This is a genomic window from Archangium sp. (assembly GCF_045802675.1).
GTDB lineage: Bacteria > Myxococcota > Myxococcia > Myxococcales > Myxococcaceae > Archangium.
In genome coordinates this window covers 77,312-96,107 of the sequence record NZ_JBJMQO010000085.1, presented here as the reverse complement: position 1 = coordinate 96,107, position 18,796 = coordinate 77,312, and the positions used below count along the sequence as shown (strand labels likewise).

General features: G+C 70.0%; 16 protein-coding genes. 5 read left to right on the top strand and 11 right to left on the bottom strand.

Annotated elements, in window-relative coordinates; genetic code table 11:
* Nucleotides 1-382 precede the first annotated feature (382 nt).
* The gene (rsgA, locus tag ACJ8AN_RS24775) at nt 383-1,462 is read left to right on the top strand and encodes a ribosome small subunit-dependent GTPase A (protein WP_407757924.1); all 1,080 of its coding nucleotides are present in this window, start codon (nt 383-385) and stop codon (nt 1,460-1,462) included.
* 16 nt (nt 1,463-1,478) lie between these two features.
* On the opposite strand, the gene ACJ8AN_RS24770 is transcribed toward rsgA, so the two are convergent.
* From ACJ8AN_RS24770 to ACJ8AN_RS24730, 9 genes are all read right to left on the bottom strand, one after another.
* The gene (locus ACJ8AN_RS24770) at nt 1,479-1,838 is read right to left on the bottom strand and encodes a hypothetical protein (RefSeq protein ID WP_407757923.1); all 360 of its coding nucleotides are present in this window, start codon (nt 1,836-1,838) and stop codon (nt 1,479-1,481) included.
* Between the two features lie 403 nt (nt 1,839-2,241).
* A complete protein-coding gene (locus tag ACJ8AN_RS24765; protein ID WP_407757922.1) occupies nt 2,242-3,639 on the bottom strand; it encodes a WS/DGAT/MGAT family O-acyltransferase in 1,398 nt (465 codons plus the stop codon).
* Nucleotides 3,640-3,643: 4 nt separating this feature from the next.
* Nucleotides 3,644-4,366 (bottom strand): hypothetical protein, encoded by a 723-nt coding sequence (locus ACJ8AN_RS24760; protein WP_407757921.1) that lies wholly within the window; start codon nt 4,364-4,366, stop codon nt 3,644-3,646.
* A 139-nt stretch (nt 4,367-4,505) separates the two neighbouring features.
* Nucleotides 4,506-5,498: a methyltransferase domain-containing protein gene (locus ACJ8AN_RS24755; protein ID WP_407757920.1), complete on the bottom strand. Its 993-nt coding sequence runs from the start codon at nt 5,496-5,498 to the stop codon at nt 4,506-4,508.
* A gap of 214 nt (nt 5,499-5,712) precedes the next feature.
* Nucleotides 5,713-6,075, bottom strand: coding sequence for a VOC family protein (locus ACJ8AN_RS24750; RefSeq protein ID WP_407757919.1), 363 nt, complete (start codon nt 6,073-6,075; stop codon nt 5,713-5,715).
* Between the two features lie 149 nt (nt 6,076-6,224).
* A complete protein-coding gene (locus ACJ8AN_RS24745; RefSeq protein WP_407757918.1) occupies nt 6,225-6,842 on the bottom strand; it encodes an RloB family protein in 618 nt (205 codons plus the stop codon).
* Nucleotides 6,843-6,845: 3 nt separating this feature from the next.
* Nucleotides 6,846-8,192, bottom strand: a complete 1,347-nt coding sequence (locus ACJ8AN_RS24740) for an AAA family ATPase (RefSeq protein ID WP_407757917.1) — start codon at nt 8,190-8,192, stop codon at nt 6,846-6,848.
* A 34-nt stretch (nt 8,193-8,226) separates the two neighbouring features.
* Nucleotides 8,227-11,307, bottom strand: a complete 3,081-nt coding sequence (locus ACJ8AN_RS24735; RefSeq protein ID WP_407757916.1) for an aminotransferase class I/II-fold pyridoxal phosphate-dependent enzyme — start codon at nt 11,305-11,307, stop codon at nt 8,227-8,229.
* 102 nt (nt 11,308-11,409) lie between these two features.
* Entirely contained in the window at nt 11,410-11,850 is a 441-nt protein-coding gene (locus ACJ8AN_RS24730) for a hypothetical protein (RefSeq protein ID WP_407757915.1), read from the bottom strand.
* 295 nt (nt 11,851-12,145) lie between these two features.
* Here ACJ8AN_RS24730 and ACJ8AN_RS24725 point away from each other — a divergent pair, with 295 nt between their 5' ends.
* Both ACJ8AN_RS24725 and ACJ8AN_RS24720 read left to right on the top strand, forming a co-directional pair.
* The gene (locus tag ACJ8AN_RS24725) at nt 12,146-13,039 is read left to right on the top strand and encodes an expansin EXLX1 family cellulose-binding protein (RefSeq protein WP_407757914.1); all 894 of its coding nucleotides are present in this window, start codon (nt 12,146-12,148) and stop codon (nt 13,037-13,039) included.
* A 140-nt stretch (nt 13,040-13,179) separates the two neighbouring features.
* Nucleotides 13,180-13,887, top strand: a complete 708-nt coding sequence (locus ACJ8AN_RS24720; RefSeq protein WP_407757913.1) for a hypothetical protein — start codon at nt 13,180-13,182, stop codon at nt 13,885-13,887.
* 22 nt (nt 13,888-13,909) lie between these two features.
* Here ACJ8AN_RS24720 and ACJ8AN_RS24715 read toward each other — a convergent pair whose 3' ends face one another.
* Nucleotides 13,910-14,461, bottom strand: coding sequence for a VUT family protein (locus ACJ8AN_RS24715; RefSeq protein WP_407757912.1), 552 nt, complete (start codon nt 14,459-14,461; stop codon nt 13,910-13,912).
* A 78-nt stretch (nt 14,462-14,539) separates the two neighbouring features.
* Between ACJ8AN_RS24715 and ACJ8AN_RS24710 the strand changes: the two genes are divergently transcribed.
* The gene (locus ACJ8AN_RS24710) at nt 14,540-14,962 is read left to right on the top strand and encodes an STAS/SEC14 domain-containing protein (protein ID WP_407757911.1); all 423 of its coding nucleotides are present in this window, start codon (nt 14,540-14,542) and stop codon (nt 14,960-14,962) included.
* A 12-nt stretch (nt 14,963-14,974) separates the two neighbouring features.
* On the opposite strand, the gene ACJ8AN_RS24705 is transcribed toward ACJ8AN_RS24710, so the two are convergent.
* Nucleotides 14,975-17,107, bottom strand: a complete 2,133-nt coding sequence (locus ACJ8AN_RS24705; RefSeq protein WP_407757910.1) for a M3 family metallopeptidase — start codon at nt 17,105-17,107, stop codon at nt 14,975-14,977.
* A gap of 144 nt (nt 17,108-17,251) precedes the next feature.
* Between ACJ8AN_RS24705 and ACJ8AN_RS24700 the strand changes: the two genes are divergently transcribed.
* Nucleotides 17,252-18,664 carry a hypothetical protein gene (locus ACJ8AN_RS24700; RefSeq protein WP_407757909.1) on the top strand — a complete coding sequence of 471 codons (1,413 nt, stop codon included), beginning with the start codon at nt 17,252-17,254 and terminating at the stop codon, nt 18,662-18,664.
* The last annotated feature ends 132 nt before the right edge of the window (nt 18,665-18,796 follow it).

The window sequence follows — 18,796 nt, the reverse complement described above, 5'->3', positions numbered from 1 at the left end:
GCCGCGCCCCCGTTCAGGTCCGCGACGACGACGCGAGCGCCCTCGCGTGCCATCAACTGCGCGGTGGCGCCTCCGATGCCCACGCCGCCTGCTTCATCCATCGCGGCCCCGGTGACGATCGCGACCTTCCCATCCAACATGCCCATGACGATTCCCCCTCACTGTGAGTGATGCGCGGCCACGCTCGCGTGCGCCTCGTCCCGGTGTCAAACCCTCGTTGCCAGAGACGCCATCGGCTCCTGTCGTGCGTTCGCTCGCGCCGCCGAGCACGAAGGCCACGGCGGCCCTCCGGTGTATTCCATCGGTCGAGGAGTTCGGGACGCATGAAGTCCTCCCTACCCCAAGCCCCCGGCGATGGGCATAGTCTGGGCGCCGCATGAGCATGGATGAGCACGCCTTGGAGAAGCTCGGCTGGGGGCCCCCCTTCCAGGAGGCCTGGCGCTCCCGCGCGAGCGAAGGAGAAGAGCCGGCGCGAATCGGCGCCGACTACGGCGTGGAGTACGTGCTGTATTCGGCGCGAGGCGACTTGCGGGCCACCATCCCGGGCCGGCTGCGCATGGCCATCCGCAAGGGGGAGTCCGTGCGCCCGGTCGTCGGGGACTGGGTCACCTTCGAGCCCCAGAGCCAGGAGGGCGCCACCGTCATCCAGGCCGTGCTCCCCCGGCGCACTCAGCTCGCTCGCAAGGCGGCCGGCCGGGCCGACGAGGAGCAGGTGGTGGCCGCCAACGTGGACGTGGTCTTCATCGTCTCGGCGCTCACGCGAGACCTGAATCCGCGGCGGCTCGAGCGCTACCTCGCGCTCGCCTGGGACAGCGGCGCGCAACCCGTGCTGGTGCTCACCAAGGCGGACCTCTGCGAGGACGTGGTGGCGGCGCGCGACACCCTCGCCGCGCTCGCACCGGAGGTCCCCCTCCACACCGTCAGCAGCGTCACCGGCGAGGGCCTGGAGGCGCTCTGGCAGTACATCGGCGGCAACCGGACGGTGGCGCTCATCGGCTCGTCGGGCGTGGGCAAGTCCACGCTCATCAACCGCCTGCTGGGCAGCACGCGCATGCAGGTGGGCGAGATGCGCGAGGACGACAAGGGCCGGCACACCACCACCCACCGCGAGCTGTTCGTGCTCCCGCAGGGAGGCCTCGTCATCGACACGCCGGGCATGCGCGAGCTCGGGTTGATGGAGAACGAGGAGGGCCTGCGCACCGCCTTCACGGACATCGAGGAGCTGGGGGCCGGGTGCCGCTTCAGCGACTGCCGTCACGAGAAGGAGCCCGGCTGCGCGGTGCGGCAGGCGGTCCAGGACGGGCGGCTCGCCCCGGAGCGGCTGGAGAACTTCCACAAGCTGGCCCGCGAAGTCACCCGCATCGAGCGCCAGTACGATCCGCAAGCCCAGGCTCGCGCGAAGCAGGACACGAAGAAGGCCACGCGCTCCTTCAATACCTCCCAGAAGAAGCGCGGCCGCTGAAGGACGCCTCGCCGGGTCAACCCCAGCCGGTGTCCCGCTGGGTGACACAGGAGTGCGAGGCCCGGCTCCGGAGCATTTCCCCAGCCAACACCACGAGGGCGTGGACCTGGAGGAACAGCAGCAGGCTCAACACCACGAGCACCAGGAGGATGGCGGGTCCGCGCTGCCTCGGTGGGAGGTGTGAGAGGCCACAGTGGAAGAACAGCCAGACGAACACGAGGGAGAACCCGAGTGAGCCTCCGACGGCCGCCGTGGGGAAGCGCTCGGCGGGAGCGGCGTGGATGACGAGCGCACCCGCGACGAGGAGCGCCACCGCGGTGCTCCTCGTCCTCCGGGATGCGAGAACCTTCACGAGCTGCGGATAAGAGGGGGTCATCAAGCTCTCCTTGCGTCGAGGGGATGAGGCACGGACGCACCCGGGCTCCGGCTCACGATGGAGCGAAGCGGGAGAGTGCACCTCGGGCCGACGCGGCCGGGATGTGGATGGGCGGGGAGATGCAGGAGAGCCGGGCACCTCCCGCCGCGAGCTCAGCAGCGAGGAGGAGAGGCTCGGGCAGCTCCCGGGCGGACGGGTGAGAGAAGCATCACCCGCCCGCAGCCGCCAACATGGAGCGGACCGCCGCGCGCGCATACGCGGACGGGGCCGGCGCTGTAGCCATGCGGAACGATGGCCATGAGCTTCGTCCTCCTCGGGTTGGAGTCACGCAGAGAAGGACGCCAGCGCGGGCACTTGTGAGCGCGCCGGACCTCGCGCCTGCTCTCCCGGCCTCCCGGAGGGCTCAGTGCAGGGGCACGGGGTGCCCCGCGCCCCTCACGGCCTCGGCGAGCGACTCCAGCTCCAGCTCGAAGTCCTCGAGGAGCTCGTGCGGCTCGGGCACCAGGCCCGCGTCCGCCGCCACGCCCAGCGTCACGTGGCCCGCGTAGCTGAAGATGCTCAAGCCCACGCCCAGCCGTGCCGGCATCGGCACCCAGAACATCACGCCCGAGAGCTTCGCTCCCGCCAGGTACACCGGCCGCTTCGGCCCCGGCACGTTCGTCAGCACCAGCGAGGCCTTCTTCCTCATCACCTCCACCGCCATGCGCTCCACCGGCGCCGGCGCCAGCCCCGCGGCCGACAGCATCCCGAACATCACCGCGGCCTCGGGCGAGCGCTTCAGCGTGTCCATCCGCCGCTTCAGCTCCCACAGCCGCTCCAGTGGATCCTCCAGCCCGAGTGGCAGGGGCAGGAACACCACGCCGAACCGGTTGCCCAGCTCCCGCGGCAGGGGCTCGCGCGGGGGCCGCAGGTTCACCGGCACCACCGCCCGTATGTCCTCCGGCGGCTGGCCGCGCGCGAGCACGTAGCGGCGCAGCATCCCCGCCACCACCGCCATCACCACGTCGTTCACCGTGCTGCCGGTGCCGTGGCCGATCTCCCTCACCTTCCCCACCGGTACCGGCCGCGACCAGGCCACGCGCTTCTCGCGCCCGAGCTCGCCCTTGAAGGGCGACGGCGGGTCCTGCATCAGCGTCAGCAGCCGGCTCACCGCCGAGGCGCCCTTCGCGCCCTCCACCGCCAGGTCCATGAGCTGGATGGGCTCGGCGAGCAGCTCCGCGCCCCGCTTCCAGGCCGCCCGCGTCGAGCCCACCACCGTCCGCGCTCCGCGCAGCAGCCGGCCCAGGGTCCCCGGGGGGTCCTCCGCCTCCTCGAAGCCGCCCGCCATGCGGCCCCCGGCCGCGCGCTCGTCCGTGAGCGACAGCAGCACCCGCGCCAGGGAGATTCCATCCGCGATGCAGTGGTGCACGCGCATGAGCAGCGCGCACCCGTCCTCGTAGCCCTGGATGAGGTGCAGCTCCCAGAGCGGCCGGGCGAAATCCAGGGGCGTGCTCATGGACTCGCTCACGAGCCGCTCCAGCTCGGCGTGGCCCCCGGGGGGCCCCAGCTTCGTGCGCCGCAGGTGGTCCTCCAGGCGGAACGCCGGGTGCTCCTCCCAACGCGCCGTGCCCAGCAGCCCGCCCGTCACCACCCGCTGATGGAAGCGCGGGTAGCGCTCCACCAGCCGCTCGCGCACCACGTCCTCGAGCCGCTCCCAGTCCAGGGGCTCGTCGAACCAGAGCACCGCCGTGATGACCATGAGTCCCGTGGGCTCCTCCATCTGGAGCCACGCGGCATCGGATTGGTGCATCCGCTCGGACATGGGGCTACTCGACTTCCTTCTGCGTTTCCGGCTGTTCCGGCTGGGATTGCTGCTCCGGCGTCTGGCGGCGGAACTGGAACGTCTGCTTGGAGGGGTTCTGCGCGGTGAGCGTGAGGGTATCCCGCTCCACGAGGTACTTGTACACGGGCTTCTCGAACTTCCCCTTGGACAGGCCCATGACGCGCGGCTTGCCGCACACCGGCCCCACCGCCTGCCCCGTCTTCGTGCGCAGCTCCACCGTCTTCTTCTTCTCGTCCACCTGGAAGGCGCCCCAGGAGCGGATCTCCAACGCATTGCCCCGCCCCAGCGTGGCGTCCTCCAGTTTCGTGCGCAGCAGGAAGCAGCCCCCGGGCGTCACCACCAGCGCCTGTTTGAAGTCCGGGCGCGGCTTCACGTCCGTGCCCTCCTCGCTGGCGATGCGCGGCCGCTCCTCGGGGCGGATGCTCGCGGCCTCCAGCGTCCAGCGGCCCACCACCTTCTCGGGCACCTTCCCCGAGCCCACCGAGGCGTCCGCGCAGGGCTCCGCCGCTTCCTTCTCGGGGCTGCGCGGCGCGGGCTCGAAGGTGCGTCCGCACTGCTTGCCGCAGACGCGCGCCACGCAGCTCGAGTCGTCCGGGCCGCAGCCGGACTTCGCGGCGCACTGCTCGAGCGCCTTCAGGGCCTCCTCGCACCCCTCGGCCAGGCACCGGTCCACGCACGTCACGTCGATGCACTGGGAGACGCACACCCAGTTGGCCGAGCCGCACCGGCCAGCCAGGGTGCGCGGCGTGCCCGAGGCCGCTGGGGCCGAGGCATCCTGTGCTCCAGCGGACGAGGTCAGCAGCAGGAAGAAGAGGACGGAGCTGGAGACACGCAGGCGGGTACCCTCACACGAAGCTCCACCGCCATGTGGTGACGTCCGACAGCTCCGGCAACGACAGCTCCAGGCGGATCGTCTCGTAACGGGCAAACTCCCGAGGGTCCATCCGCAGCAGTAGTACCGGGGTACAGGCTTGCCGGCGCTCGGGGAAGGTGTCGAAGGAGAGCTCCGGGTCGAAGCCGGCCCGGTAGAAGAGGCACAGGCCGTCCATGCGGCCCTCGCGCACCACCGGGCGCTCCAGGCGCAGGCGGTGCGGCAGCGTGCCCGGGCGCAGCGTCTCGAGGTCGAGCGCGAAGGCGGGCTCCGGGTCGCACAGCCGCCGCTCCACGTCCTGGGGCCGGATGAAGCGGGTGAAGTACGCGGGGCTGAGCGAGTCGCGCAGCACCTGCACGCAGCTGAAGTCCACGTCGGGCAGGCGCTGGTCCCAGATGAAGGGCAGGCGCGCCTCCTCGCGCAGCTGCACGGGCTCGAGAAAAACTTCGAAGCGGTGGGGAAGGATGCGGCCGCCGCGCGCGAGCACGCGGTCCCGCAGGTCCAACAGCTTGGGCACCAGGCCCGTGTCGAAGAGCGCGTCGCCGAGCTGCTCGTGCAGCAGGACATCCACCTTCCCCGAGGGATGGAAGCGCGAGCTGTCCGCGCGGACGAACTCGATGTCCGTGAGCCCGTTGCGCCGGGCCACCCAGCGCGCCGTGTCGAGGTTGCGCGAGGCATCCACCGCGTAGAGCTTGCTCGGGCCGCGGCGCGCCGCGAGGAAGGCCCGGAGGCCACTGCCCGTGCCCACGTCCGCCACGACGTGGCCGGGCTTCACGTAGCGCTCGATGGCGCGCTGGTAGGCCTGGACGCGCTCGGCGTCCACCAGGCCCGAGTCGCGAGGCGCCGCGCTCGACAGCTCCGGTGGAGCCACGAGCAGATTGCGCAGCGTTCCCATCATCGGCAGGTGGCGCAGCCTCGACTGCAGGTCGCCCCACGCCTGACGCGGCAGGTCTCTCAGGTTCGCCATATGTCCCCCCACGGCGCGAGGCGCCGGGCTTTCGTCCCAGACAACTGGGAACCCCGGATATCCGGAATCCGTGGAAGCGGGAAGGGCCTGGGCTCCGGACGTCACGCGCGAGACGGGGCGAGGTTTGGCGGATGAACACTCGCGCGGTGTGACGGAGTTGTTCGTGGCATTTGGAGCGGCTCGGTCAACAGGGAGCGGAGCCGCTCCGGGCAGCTCAGGCTACGCGCCGACAGCTGACCTCCACCGTTACGTCACCCGGCGCCTGGACGTAGAACATCACGCCCCGGTTGTTCTCGATGATGCCCGAGCTGGCGAGCCCGCTGGCGCTCATGCGCTCGTGCTGAGCGCGCACGGTGGCGACATCATCGACGAGGAACCCGAGGTGGAAGCCTTCCGGGTAGCCCGAGTCACCCTCCTTCATGCGCTGCAAGACGAGGACGAAGCCGTCGGGGCCCGAGAGGATGGCGATGGCGGGCGACTTCCGGTTGCCGTTCCAGACGAAGCCGAAGTGGGCTTCGAAGAACTCGGCGCAGCGCTGGACGTCGGGAACCTGCAGGTCGAGATGATTCAGTTTCATGGGAGCCTCCCCGGCGCGAACGCACACGTGCGCCGCTTGCCGTGGGACCTCACTCCGTTGGGGAGGGGTCATGGGCTCCCACCATGGGAGTGGCCGGGGCTCACCGAACCGGCCCACCTTTTTCGGTGACGCCGCAGATAGCACCGTCCTCAAGTCCTGCCAAGCAGCCGGTCGAAGAGCCGATGGGCATGCGTGACGGGCGACGCTTGAGGCCAACGAGCGGAAGGGTCGCGGTCCAGCCTCTTCGCCCGTTCGATCGCCGCCTCGACCGCCTCGCGGGAGAAGCGTTCGACCGGGAGATTCGCCTTCTGGTACGCGCCCCAGAGTTGGCGGAGGAGGGCTTCGACCTCGGCACAGGTCACGAGCGCGGGCAGCGTGTCAGCCGAGTGCAGCGCCACCCATACTTCGAAGCAGGGATTGCTCACGCCCAGCGAGTAGCCGCTCTGGAACGCCTCCTGCGCCACCAGGGAGAGCATTCGTTCCTCCCAGCGATCGACATCCAGCAGCAGCCAGAACTCGTCGAATGACTTCAGCTCGCGCTGGCTCCTCGCCTCCTTGAGACGTGCGAGCACATGCGCAGGGCTCGATCTTCCATCGAGCGTGGGAACGACCTCCACGATGATGCGGGTGCGGTCGATGACACCGTTGAACTTGAGGGCGTCGATGTACTGCGGTTCGGTTCGCGCGCCCTCGGTGGCGACGATGAAGAGCCGGGCATCACGGTGGCCCGCGTGCCGGGCCACGAGCCGCGTTCGCGCGGTGGGCATGACCTACGACTCCCCCGGCGTCCAGCCCAGCTTCTTGCGGTCGGCGAAGAACGGAATCGCGCCGAAGCGGCCACTGAGGTACCCGGCCTCGAGCGAGTCTCCCAGTTGCTCCAGTTGGGCCGGGTCGAACTCGGCGAGCGAGTAGAGATGAGAGCAGCCCGTCGGGTCCTTCTCCACGAACCACACGGCCTCCGCGGGCAGCAGGTCGCGCGAGAGCAGGTTGGTGTCGTGGGTGGTGAAGATGAGCTGCTCCTGCGACTGTGGGTTCGCGCTCAGGAAATCGCGGACGAACTTGCGGGTCAGCAGTGGATGCAGGCTCCTGTCCAACTCATCGATGACCGACGTGCGAGCAGCCTGCTCCACAGGGTGAAGAGAAGGCGCCAAGTGCATCAACCGGCGCGTGCCATCGGACTCTTCATCCACGGCGAACTGCACTTCTTGCCCGTGAGAATCTCGATGTTGCGTACGAAGGTTGAGGGCCATCAGCTTGCCCTCCTCCCTGGTCACCGTCCGCTCCGCACTGGTTACCCGCCCCTGCAATCCAATCAACCCAAGCGCGAGTATCTCCAGGGTCTCGATTCCCATGCCCGGTTGAGGGGGCACCTCGGATTTCATCGTGGTCAGACCAGCGATTCCCGTATCCGCACTCGCTAGGTACGACCCCAAAAACACTCGGAAGCCAGGCTCTTCATGGACACGTTGAACCAAGGAGTCGTACGGGCTATCGGGCTCTATCAGCTTGAGACTTCCACGGAACCACTTCAGGACGGGCTCGAGTTCCACCACGTTGCGCTCGACCGCCTCATGGAGGAACAACTGGTTACGCCGTGTCCCTTCGCCGACGAAACCGACAAATTGGAGCCTGCTCGCATCGGTGCTGAGAGCGGAACCGAACTCGAACGCCGCTCGCTCCGGATTGGCGCTCTCGAAGCGCCGCTCGAAAACCAATTCCTCGTCACGTCCAGTTGCCGTCCGGAAGAGCCACTCCTCCTGCACGGTCTCCGCATCAATCCGAAAACCGTAGGAGTAGATGGCTCCCGAAAGCAGCAGCTCGAACTCGAACTGTGAAGGCCCACGAGTGCTCTCCGGATCGAGCCGGAACGGTTTGACGGCTATCTTTTCATTGCTCTTCGTGCCCGTCAGGACGAGTTGGTGACAGAAGGTCAGGGCCCGAACGAGGTTGGACTTTCCGGAGGCATTGGCGCCGTAGATGGCCGCGCAGCGCAACAGGCGCAGTCCATGACTGTCGACATACGCCGGAGACGCGGGTGCGCCTTCGAGCGCGCGCAGGCTGAAGACGGCCTTGTCCCGGAAGGACATGAAATTTTCGACCGCGAACTGCACGAGCATTCGAAGTCCCTTCACGAACCCAGCGGCCTGCTTATCACACCGCACTTCCCCGGAGCGCTTCCGCGAAGGCCTTCAATCGCTCCCGTGCCTTGAGCAGCTTCTCGCGCGGAATGGAGAAGACCACGCGCACCCGCTCGGGGTCTCCGCACCAGTCACCGCCGTTGAGCACCACGTGCGTGCGCGCGTACACCACCGAGGGCAGGTTCTCCGCCGTGAGCCGCACCCCCTCCACCTCCCGCCCCAGCCACGAGGACACCTTCGGCGCCAGGAACAGACCCCCGGCCTCCACCGTCTCGGCCATCACGTCCTCCGGCAGGACCTCGGCGATGAGCGCCCGCTTCTCCGCCAGGTCCCTCCGCATCCGTGCGAGGAACTCGCGCAACATCCGGTGCCGCTCCGGGTAGAGCAACCTCCCCTCCGGACTGCGCGCGTACGCCGCATAGAGTCGCGAGGCTGTCCGCGCCGTCGTCAGGTGCAGCACGCCCGGAGCGCTCTCCCGCACCGCCGCCGTCAGCGCCCTGTCCCGCGCCGCCATCCACCCCACCCGCAGGCCTCCCGCCGCGAACTCCTTCGACAATCCCCCGAGCAGCACCGTCCGAGCGCCAATGCCCGGCACCGTCGCCTCCAGCGCCACCGGGCTGTGCACCGTCTCCGCCGTGGGGTTGGTGAGGTTCACCAGTCCGAAGATTTCGTCCGACACGAGCAGGCACCGCTGCTCCACCACGTAGGAGGCCAGCTCCACCAACTCCTCGTGCGACAGGTAGTGCCCGGAGGGATTCGAGGGCTGGGAGATGACCACCACGTCCGGAGCGCCCTGCCCTCGCCGCTCCTGGAGCGCGGAGAGCGGTGCCAGGTCCACCTCGGCCCCGGCGGCCACCCACGCCGGAGGCAGCACGCCGTAGCACGGAGTGGCCACGAAGACGCGCGGCGCTCGCCCCAACAACCGGCGCAGCGCCACCCCGAGGTGGTGCACCAGCGGCCACACCCCCGGCGCGAGCGTCAGCTCCTCCGGCGTGTAGCGCAGGCCCCGCGTCTCCAGCAAAAAGGCCGCCACCGACTCGGCGAGCCCGTGCTGCGTCCCCGAGTCCCTCGGCGCCGCGCAGGCCGCCACCAGCCCCTCCATCAACGGCCGAGGCAGCGGATACTCGTTCTCCCCGTAGTCCAGGCGGACGAGCTCGGGGTCCCCCTCACGGAACACCTTCGGCGCGAAGGCCGGGAAGTCCGCCAGCCGGGCGATGCGCCTCGAGCGCGGCAGCGGCACCTCCGGCATCAGGCGCGCGGGCGGTGGCTGCGGCTCGGCGAAGGCGATGCGGAAGGTGAGCAACTCCTCGAAGGTGCGCTCGTAGAACCACTGCACCAACGTGCTGATGCGTGAGTACGTCACCTCCGCCGCCACCTCCAGGTCTCCCCGCAAACGCTCGGGCACCGGCAGCAGCAGCGTCAGCTCCCAGTCCGGGAAGACGGCGTTCTTGATGAGCCCGTACAGCACCACCAGGTGCGAGGTATGCGTCTCGCGGGCGAGGAACTCGAAGAGCGTGCGCGGCTCCACCTCGGCGGTGATGTTGAAGAAGGGGCTCTCGTCGAGCACCAGCAGGATGCCGCGCCGCTCCGCCTCGATGAGGATGTCGCGCAGCTCCGCCATGTTGGCGCGCTCCCCGGGCTCCACCGACAGCAGCACCACCTTCACGTCGAAGGCACCCAGCAGCCGCTTGAGCTCGCCCAGAGTGTTGTGCGTGACGGTGACGCGCACGCCCGCCTTCTCCAGCACCGGCGCGTAGACGGCGTGCAGGTTGCGCGACACCAGCACCCCGTCCCCCTCGTCGCACGTGGCCAGCAGCAGCGAGTACACCGCCTGCTCCCGCTCGGGCGCGACGAAGATTTCCTCCTCCGCGAGTTGCAGCTCGAAGAAGCGCCCGAGGTAGCGCGCCACCAGTTGGCGCAGGCTCGCGTCCCCGGCCTCGTGCGCGTACGGGAGGAAGGGCGAGTGGGCCAGGCGCTCGGCGAGCGCGGCCACGAAGCCGAGCTGCTCCGGTGGCGCCGTCCCCAGGTCCAGCTCCTCCAACAGTCCGGGGAGGCCCAGGGCGCGCAGGGCGGTGCGCAGCGCGAGCGTCTCGCGAGGCAGGGCGAGCCTCGCCTCCCACACCGCCACCTCGTGCCAGATGGGATGGCCCGCGGCGAGCCACCCGAGCGCGGTGGCGGCACGCAGGGGCTCGGGGCTGTGGGCCTCCATGAAGAACTCGAACTCGCGGCGCGTGCGCTGCTCGAGCGCCACCAGCGGGCGGATGTCCGTGTCCGCCGCCTGCATCACCCGCCGCGCCACGCGCACCCGGGTGGTGAAACCCCGCCGCGTGAACATGCGCTCGATGATGGCGCGCCCGGGCCGTCCCGCGAGGTTGAGCAAGAGCCGCCCGTCCAGCGCCAGCCGCTCGGGCACCTCGTCCAGCAGCCGCGCGATGAGCCCCAGCCCGAAGTGGTCCTCGTAGACGTTCTGGATGGCGCAGTAGTTGGACAAGTCATAGAGCGCCTGCTCATCCGCCTGGGACACCTCCGCTGGGAGCCCCTCGCCGCGCAGCACCTGCGGGATGCAGCCCACCACGAAGTCCCAGCGCTCGGCCTCGGGCATCTGGCGCAAGAGATCGCTCTCGCCGAAGGAGAGCCGGGACACCAGCGCCTCGTCCCCGTTGAGCCACGCGTTGCACCACGCCACGGGCGCCGAGTGGGGGTTGAGATCCACGCCATGAATGCGCGCCAGCCGGGTGAAGCGCGCCAGCGCGATGCAGATCCACCCCGAGCCCGCGCCCACCTCCACCAGCCGCTTGCCGGCGTACTCGTCGAGGGGGACCTTCAGCAGCCCTTCCAGGAAGGTATGGGCCCAGGACTCGGGAGCGAAGATGGAGGGCAGCAGCAGCAACTCCAGCCGCTCCCGCGAGGCCCCCACCGCCACCACCACCGAGCTGAGCCGCAGCGGGGCACCCTCGGGCTTGTCGCGGGCGAGCCCGGCCAGCTCGCGCAGCTCGGCGAGCGCACGCGGGCGGCGTTCGGGCACCGCGAGCTGCTCGGAGAGGGAGCGGAGTTGCTGGAACGCTTCCCGGGGCGACGCGGGGTAGATGGCCATAGGGTGCCGTCGATGCTTCTGACGGCCCCTGCTCCTGTCAACGCCGGGCCCCGCGCTCCGCACCCGAAACGTCGGGTGGGAACGAATCCCCTCGGCCCCTGTTCAGGAGCGGCCCAGCACGCGCAGCTTCAGCGCGCCCTCGAAGGATTGGCCGTAGTCGGAGGCGGAATAGCCGCGCATCCGCATGTGCAGGTCGGCTTCCGTGCGGGTGCGGAAGATGGTCCAGGGCTTCTGGGCTATCGTCGCGACGGTGTAGATCATCATCCGGGGAATGGGCGCGGGGATGGCGCACACCACCTCCGTCTCCCGGTTCGCCAGCTCGCGGTCGAGCTCCTTGAACGCGTTCGCGTAGCCGATCCTCGCGTTCACCATCTCCGTGCCATCGTGGAAGAAGCAGAGCGTTCCCGGCTGGTTCTTCACCAGCTGGCGGATCCGATCGCACAGCGCCTTGCCGTTGAGCTCATCGCCCTGCTCGGGATGCTTGATGAGCACCAGGCAGGTCGCCAGCGGTGGCGACTTGATTCCCAACGCCGCTCGCGTCATGGGCACTCGTTCGGAGGCATGGGTTTCAGGCTTGAGTGGAGCGGGCATGACCGGCCCATTCTATCCACGAGAACGACATTCACCGGTCCAGTGCGATCAGCGCCACCGTTGGCAGTCATCAGCACGCGATCGAGGCGGAAAGATGCGACGCCACGGATATTGGATTTCCGGCGTGCTCCGGGAGAGCGGGGAGCTTCGTTGCCGAGGTGTGACAGGCAACAGGGCGGCGAGGCATGCGCGGAGTCCATCGTGCGAGCACCCTGGGGACTGCACATCTCTTCCGCGGAGCCACCTCATGCGCCTCGCACACCGTCAGCTGGTTCGTTCGTTTCTCGCGGCCGCACTGCTGTCCCTGGCGGCTTGCGGCTCGGGCCCCGCACAAGACGCCGGCGAAGAGCCAGGCACCGATGCGGGTCCGGGCACTCCACCTGGAAACGGCACCGACGCGGGCACCGGCTCCGGCACCGACGCGGGCACGGGTTCTGGGACCGATGCCGGCACGGGCTCTGGCACTGATGCGGGCACGGGCTCTGGGACCGATGCGGGCACGGGCTCTGGCACCGGCACGATGACCGCGCGCCCGCTCGAGGACTACAAGGACGGCATCATCACCTACTACTGGGAGGCGGACGGCACTGGTAACTGCGGCTTCGCCGCCACCCCGGACGACCTCGACGTGGCGGCCATCGTCAAGACCGAGTACCAGGGCAGCGCGGTGTGCGGCGCGTGCGCGGAGATTCAAGGCCCCAAGGGCACGCTGCGCGTGCGCATCGTGGACAGCTGCCCGGACTGCACGGTGGCCCACCACCTGGACCTCAGCCCCTCGGCGTTCGCGAAGCTGGCGGACATGGAGGCCGGCCGCGTGCAGGTGAAGTGGCGCTTCGTCACCTGCCCCGTCACGGGCCCGGTCCGCTACCGCTTCAAGGAGGGCAGCAGCCAGTGGTGGACCTCCATCCAGGTGCGCAACCACCACAAGCCCATCCGCAAGCTGGAAGCGCTGCAAGGGCTCTTCTGGGTGGAGCTGCCGCGCCAGGACTACAACTACTTCGATGCCTCCAGTGGCCTGGGCCTGGGGACGCTCTCCCTGCGCGCGACGGCGTGGGATGGGGAAGTGATTCAGGACGTCCTGCCCGGCATCCTGGACTCGCAGGTCGTCAGTGGTCTCCACCAGTTCTCCCCGCTGCCCTGAGGCCTCCCGCGGCGGGCACCTGACCACTGCTCCACTCCCCGGATGATCTTCCTCCCCAAGTGCCCCGAGGATGTGCTGCTCTACGGGCGTTTGTTCCGGCTCGCGGCGCGCGCGAGACGGGCCTCCGGTGGGGAGGAGCCATGAACAGGAAGAAACACAGGGACGAGGACACCTGGGCCCCCATCCAGGAAAGCCTCGACGACTTCCAGCCCGCGCCGCTCGCGGCCCGCCTGCGCGAGTACCTCGCCCCGCGCGTGCCCCCGGGCACCCGGCGCCTCGACGAGCCCACGCGCCGCGCGCTCTTCGAGGGAGTCGACGCACTGCTCGCCGAGCACGCCGGGGCCTGGTACACACAGGCCGGTGCGCGGCTCGGCAACGAGAGCCTGGGCGGTTACGACCCGCGCAGCCTCTTCCCCGGCCAGAGCGGAGCGCCCGACATGGGCGTGGAGAGCAACATCGAGCACATCCTCTCCGCGCTGGGCGTGGCGCACGCGTGGCTGTGCACGCTCGACACGTACTTCCGCTCGCTGGCGCTGCCCGAGGACGCGGCGGACCGGGTGACGGTGCTGTCGGACGCGGTGCGGCGGGTCATCGCGCTCACCGCCGAGGCGACGAGTGGCAGGGGCCGCTGGTACGACTGCGTCCACCGGGCCCTGGACTGGTTGTTGGAGTCCCTCGACATCCGCCGCACCGAGCGCGTGGAGCGCGCGCTGGGCGAGGCGTTGGAGGACCTCACCAGCGGCTCGCTCCCCTCCGAGGCCCAGACCCGCCAGGCCGCGAGCATCATCGCCCGGGCGGTGGTGAGGGACGACTTTCCCCGGCGCTACCCGGAAGAAGATGTCTCCTGAGCCGCCGCGGAGCCCCTCGGGCTCAGGCCGGCTGGATGCCGAGCCGCTCGTCCCTGCGCCGCAGCCACGCCACCAGCGGCAGCGACAGGAGCACCATCCACGCCTTGCCCACCACCTGCCCCATGAGGAAGTCGAGGCTGCCGAAGGCGAGCTGGAGGAAGAGGATGCTGTCGACGACGAGGCCCACGAGGCTGCTGGCGAGCACGGCGAGCACCAGGCCGCGGCGCTGAAGCGGGGTGTAGACGGCGAAGTCGGCCAGCTCGGAGATGGCGAAGGCCCCGCCCGAGGCAACGACGAGCGGAGGCGGAGCGAGCAACGCCGAGAGCACCGCGCCCACGGCGATGGCCGCCAGCGTCCAGCCCTTGCCGAGCCGGCGCTGCACCAGATCGCGCAGCACGAAGGCGATGCCGACGATGAGAACGCCGCTCGGGGCCAGCAGGCCCGGTCCCACCGGGAGCAGGCAGGGGCCGTTGCCGGGGCACACCCCCACGTGACCAATCATCCAGTTGGACAGCGGAATCGAGGCTCCGAAACCCGCCAGATAGATGAAACCCTCGGTTCGACGCTGATCCATTGCGACCTGCTCCACGACAGCCGAGCCTCCGGGGCGCGCGGCATAGCACGATTCCCAGGGACTGTCAGAATGGGACCCATGAGCCAGCCCGCCAGGGCCACCTTCGATGATTCGCACTGGCCGCTGCTGCGCCTGCTGCTGCCGGGGACACTCTCCTCGCAGGGACACGAGGAGTGCCTCGCCACGTTCAGCGGCTACGTGCGGCGCCGCGAGAAGTTCCTCCTGCTCGTGGACGTGAGCCGGGTGGGGCTGGTGCCCCTGGACCAGCGCTGGCGCCAGGTGGAGTGGTTCGAGGAGCACGACAACCCGCTGCGCGAGACGTTGCTCGGCACGGCCCTCGTGCTCACCTCGCCCGTCGTCCGGCTGTCGATCAGCGCCATCCTGTTCTTCAAACCCCTGCCCCTGCCCCTCGTCACCTTCGCCACCCGGGACGCGGCGGAAGCCTGGGCGGCCCAGCGCCTCCAGGAGGAGGGGCTCACCCAGGCCGCCAAGGGGCGCTGAAGGCGGCGCGCGCTACATCATCGGCGCCGTCGTCTCGAGCTCCTGCGACTCCAACAATCCCGTCTGCTGGAGCAACGGGCGGGTGCTGGGAGCGCGGCCGCGGAACTCCTGGAAGACCTCGAGCGGGTGGCGACTGCCGCCGAGCGCGAGCACCGTGTCGCGGAAGCGCCGGCCGGTGCGGGCCAGCGCCTGCGAGTCACCGAGGCCCGCCTCCTCGAAGGCGGAGAAGGCATCGGCGGAGAGCACCTCGGCCCACTTGTAGCTGTAGTAGCCCGCGGCGTACCCGCCCGCGAAGATGTGCGTGAAGGAGCAGAGGAAGCGATCCTCCGGCAGCGGCGGGAGCACCGTGTTCTCCTTCGCCACGTGCTTCTGCACCTCGAGGAAGCCGGCCTGTCCGTTGCCACCGGGCTGGTAGCGGTGGTGCAGCTCCAAATCCAACGTGGCGAAGTACACCTGACGCAGGGACATGGAGGCGGCGCGGTAGATGCGGCCGGCGCGCAGCTTGTCCTGCAGGGCCTTGGGCAGCACCTCGCCGGTGTCCACGTGACGCGCGAGCTTGGAGAGCGTCTCCTCGTGGAAGCACCAGTTCTCCATGAACTGGCTGGGCAGCTCCACCGCGTCCCACTCGACGTTGTTGATGCCGGCGGCCTCGGGGTAGTCCACGCGGGTGAGCATGTGCTGCAGGCCGTGGCCGAACTCGTGGAAGAGCGTCTCCACCTCGCGGAAGGTGAGGAGCGCGGGCTTGTTGCCCACCGGCGGCGTGGCGTTGCAGACGAGGTAGGCCACCGGCAGCCGCAGGCTCCCGTCCGGCTGCCGCTTGCGGTCCAGCGCCCCGTTCATCCACGCCCCGCCGCGCTTGGTGGCCGGGCGGCTGTAGGGATCCAGGTAGAAGGCGGCGATGTCCTTGCCCGACTCATCCGCCATGCGGAAGAAGCGCACGCTCGGGTCCCACACCGGGGCCTCGCCGTCGGCGGCGCGCACGGTGACGCCAAAGAGGCGCTTCGCGGTGTCGAAGAGGCCCTCGAGCACGCGGGGCAGGGCGAAGTACGGCCGGAGCTCCTCGTCGGTATAGGCGTAGCGCTCCTCGCGCAGCCGCTCGGCCCAGAAGGGCACGTCCCAGAGCTTCAGCTCCAGCGAGGCGTTGCCCGTCTTGCGGCGCGCGTACTCGGTGAGCTCGGCGTTCTCCGAGCGGGCACGCGAGCGGGACGCGTCACGCAGCTCACCGAGCAGCTTCTCGACGGCCTGCACGCCGGGCGCCATCTTCGCGGCGAGGCTCACCTCGGCGAAGGAGGAGTAGCCGAGCAGGCCCGCCTTCTCCCGGCGCAGGGAGAGGATGCGCTCGATGAGGGCACTGTTGTCGAGCTCCCCCGAGGAGGCGCGGGTGACGAAGGCGCGGTAGAGCTTCTCGCGCAGGTCGCCCCGGCGCGAGTGCTCGAGGAAGGGCACGTAGATGGGCGCGTCCAGGGTGATGCGCCAGGGGCCCTTCTCGGGGGTGGGCTGCGGGGCTCCCTCGGCGAGTCCCTGCATGGCCAGCTGGGCGGCCATCCCGAGCGCGCTGGGGGGCAGGCCCTCCACCTCCTCGGGCGTGGTGAGCGTCATGGACCAGGCCTTGTTGGCGTCGATGACGTTGTTGGTGAAGCGGGTGGAGATCTCCGCCAGCTCGCGCTCGATTTCCTGGAAGCGCTCGCGCGGCTTGCCCTCGAGCGCCACGCCGGACAGCTCGGCATCGCGGATGGAGGCGTCGATGATGCGGCGCTGGGCGTCTTCGAGCTTCTTCCAGTCCGGCCCGTCGCGCAGCGCCTTGTAGGCCCGGTAGAGGGGCACGCTCTGGCCGATGCGCATGAAGGCCTCGACGACATCACCCTCGACGGCGGAGTGGGCCTGGCGCAGCTCGGGGCTGTTCTGCACGCCCATGAGGTGGTTCACCACGCCCCAGGCGAGGCCGATGGGCTCGGTGATGGCGGACAGGCGCGCCACCGTCCCCTCCCACGTGGGCTTCACGTCGCGCTCGAGCGCGTCGAGGTCGGCTTTCAGGCCCGCCAGCAGCTCGCGGATGGCCGGCTCGACGTGCTCCGAGCGGATGCGGTCGAACTTCGGAAGTCCTTCGTTCTGAAGCAACGGATTGTCGACAGTGGACGCGTTCATGACCCGCTGACGTTAGGGCAGCCCCGCGGGGTTGGCAGCAATCTCGAAGGGGATGCCCGCCGGGCAGTCAGGGAGTGCACGTCCCGGGACTGCCAGGGGACTTCACCTTGACAGGCCGCCGGGCGCGCTGGTCTCAGGAGGGTCATGATTTCCCTCGTCCTCGCGGCCTCGCTCGCCGCCGCCCCCGCGCCCCGCGCCGCCACCGCCTCGGAGACCGTCGTCCACATTCCGCGCATGGACGCGCTCCAGGGCGTCCTCGCCTTCCTCGACCGGGCGGGACAGAGCGCCGCCCTGATGCGGCCCGTCGTCTGGTACGCCGAGCTCCACCCCTTCTTCCCGCTCGACCTCGGCCAGCCCGCCACCCTCACCGGCGTGGGCATCGATCCCACCGGCCCCATCACCGTCTCGCTGCGCGCCAATGGCCGCATCTCGTGCACGCACCTGGCGGACGTGAAGCTGTTCCAGGAGAAGGCGGCCGGGATGCTGGCCACGGCCGGCTCCAAGACGGAGGTGAAGCCCACCACGTCGGGCGGAGTCACCACGGTGCTCGTCCCGCGCGAGTCCGGGGGCCGGGCGGGATATGCCCTCAAGGGCCAGGAGGCCTGCGCCTTCTCGAGCGCCAACGAGGGCTTCGTCGACAGTGGGCTGGGGCAGGCGATGCTGAAGGAGGCCTCGCGGCTGGTGGGCAAGGCGCCCAAGGCGGATGCGCGGCTGGGGCAGCTTCCCGGCGTCCTCTACGTGATGCTGCCCGAGCGCGGCATGGTGGTGGGCGTGGATGGCGGCGCCACCGAGTTGCGGCTGGAGGGCACGAGCACGGAGCTGCCGCTGCCGCCCTTCCAGGCCTCGGGGGCGAGCCCCTACGGCACGATGAAGCCCGAGGGGATGCTCTTCTCGCGGGCGCGGGTGGCACCGGCCGGAGTGTCCCAGGCGGTGGGGAGCGTGGCCGTGAGCATCCAGCAGGTGTGCCCGCAGTGCCCGCCGGGCGAGGTGTCCTCGGTGACGCGAGCGGTGGCCGAGCGCCTCACGGGCAACGTGCTGGTGGTGGCGGACAGCGTGAGGCAGCGCCCCAACCTGCGCACGCCCGAGGGCCGCTTCTTCGCCACCCGCCAGGCGGTGGCCGCCGAGGTGACGGACACAGCGGCGATGAAGAGCGCACTCGCGCCGCTGGCGAAGTTCCCCGGGGCGAAGACGACGGCGGACGGGTACACGCTGGACGTGAAGGGGGGGACGCTCTACCTCAGGCTGAAGGGCCGCCAGCTGGTGATGGGCAATGACGAGGCGGTGACCAGCGCACTGGTGGCCGCCGTGCCCAAGGAGGGCGCGGCGCTGCCGCACGCGGTGGACTTCACGGTGGACCCCAAGCGGGTGGCGGCGGGGCTCAACCAGGTGTCGCTGATGGACGTCGTCTCGGAGCGGCGGCTCGCGGGCATCTTCACCATGGGGCTGGAGCTGGGGCCTCTGCTGGCCCGGAGCGAGCGCATCTCGGGCTGGCTCGACAGCGCCTCCGGCGGGGGCCACCGCTTCTCCACCGTCTGGACCCTGCCCGCCTCGCCGTAGCCCTGACTTTTCACTCCCAGTAGCGAGGCACATTGCCGCGCCGCGGTACCCCTTCCCCGGGGCCGGGGAGACCCACCCGGAGGGCTCCTCCCCTACGCCCCGGGTCCCCACCGGGGCGCAATCGTGCTAGAT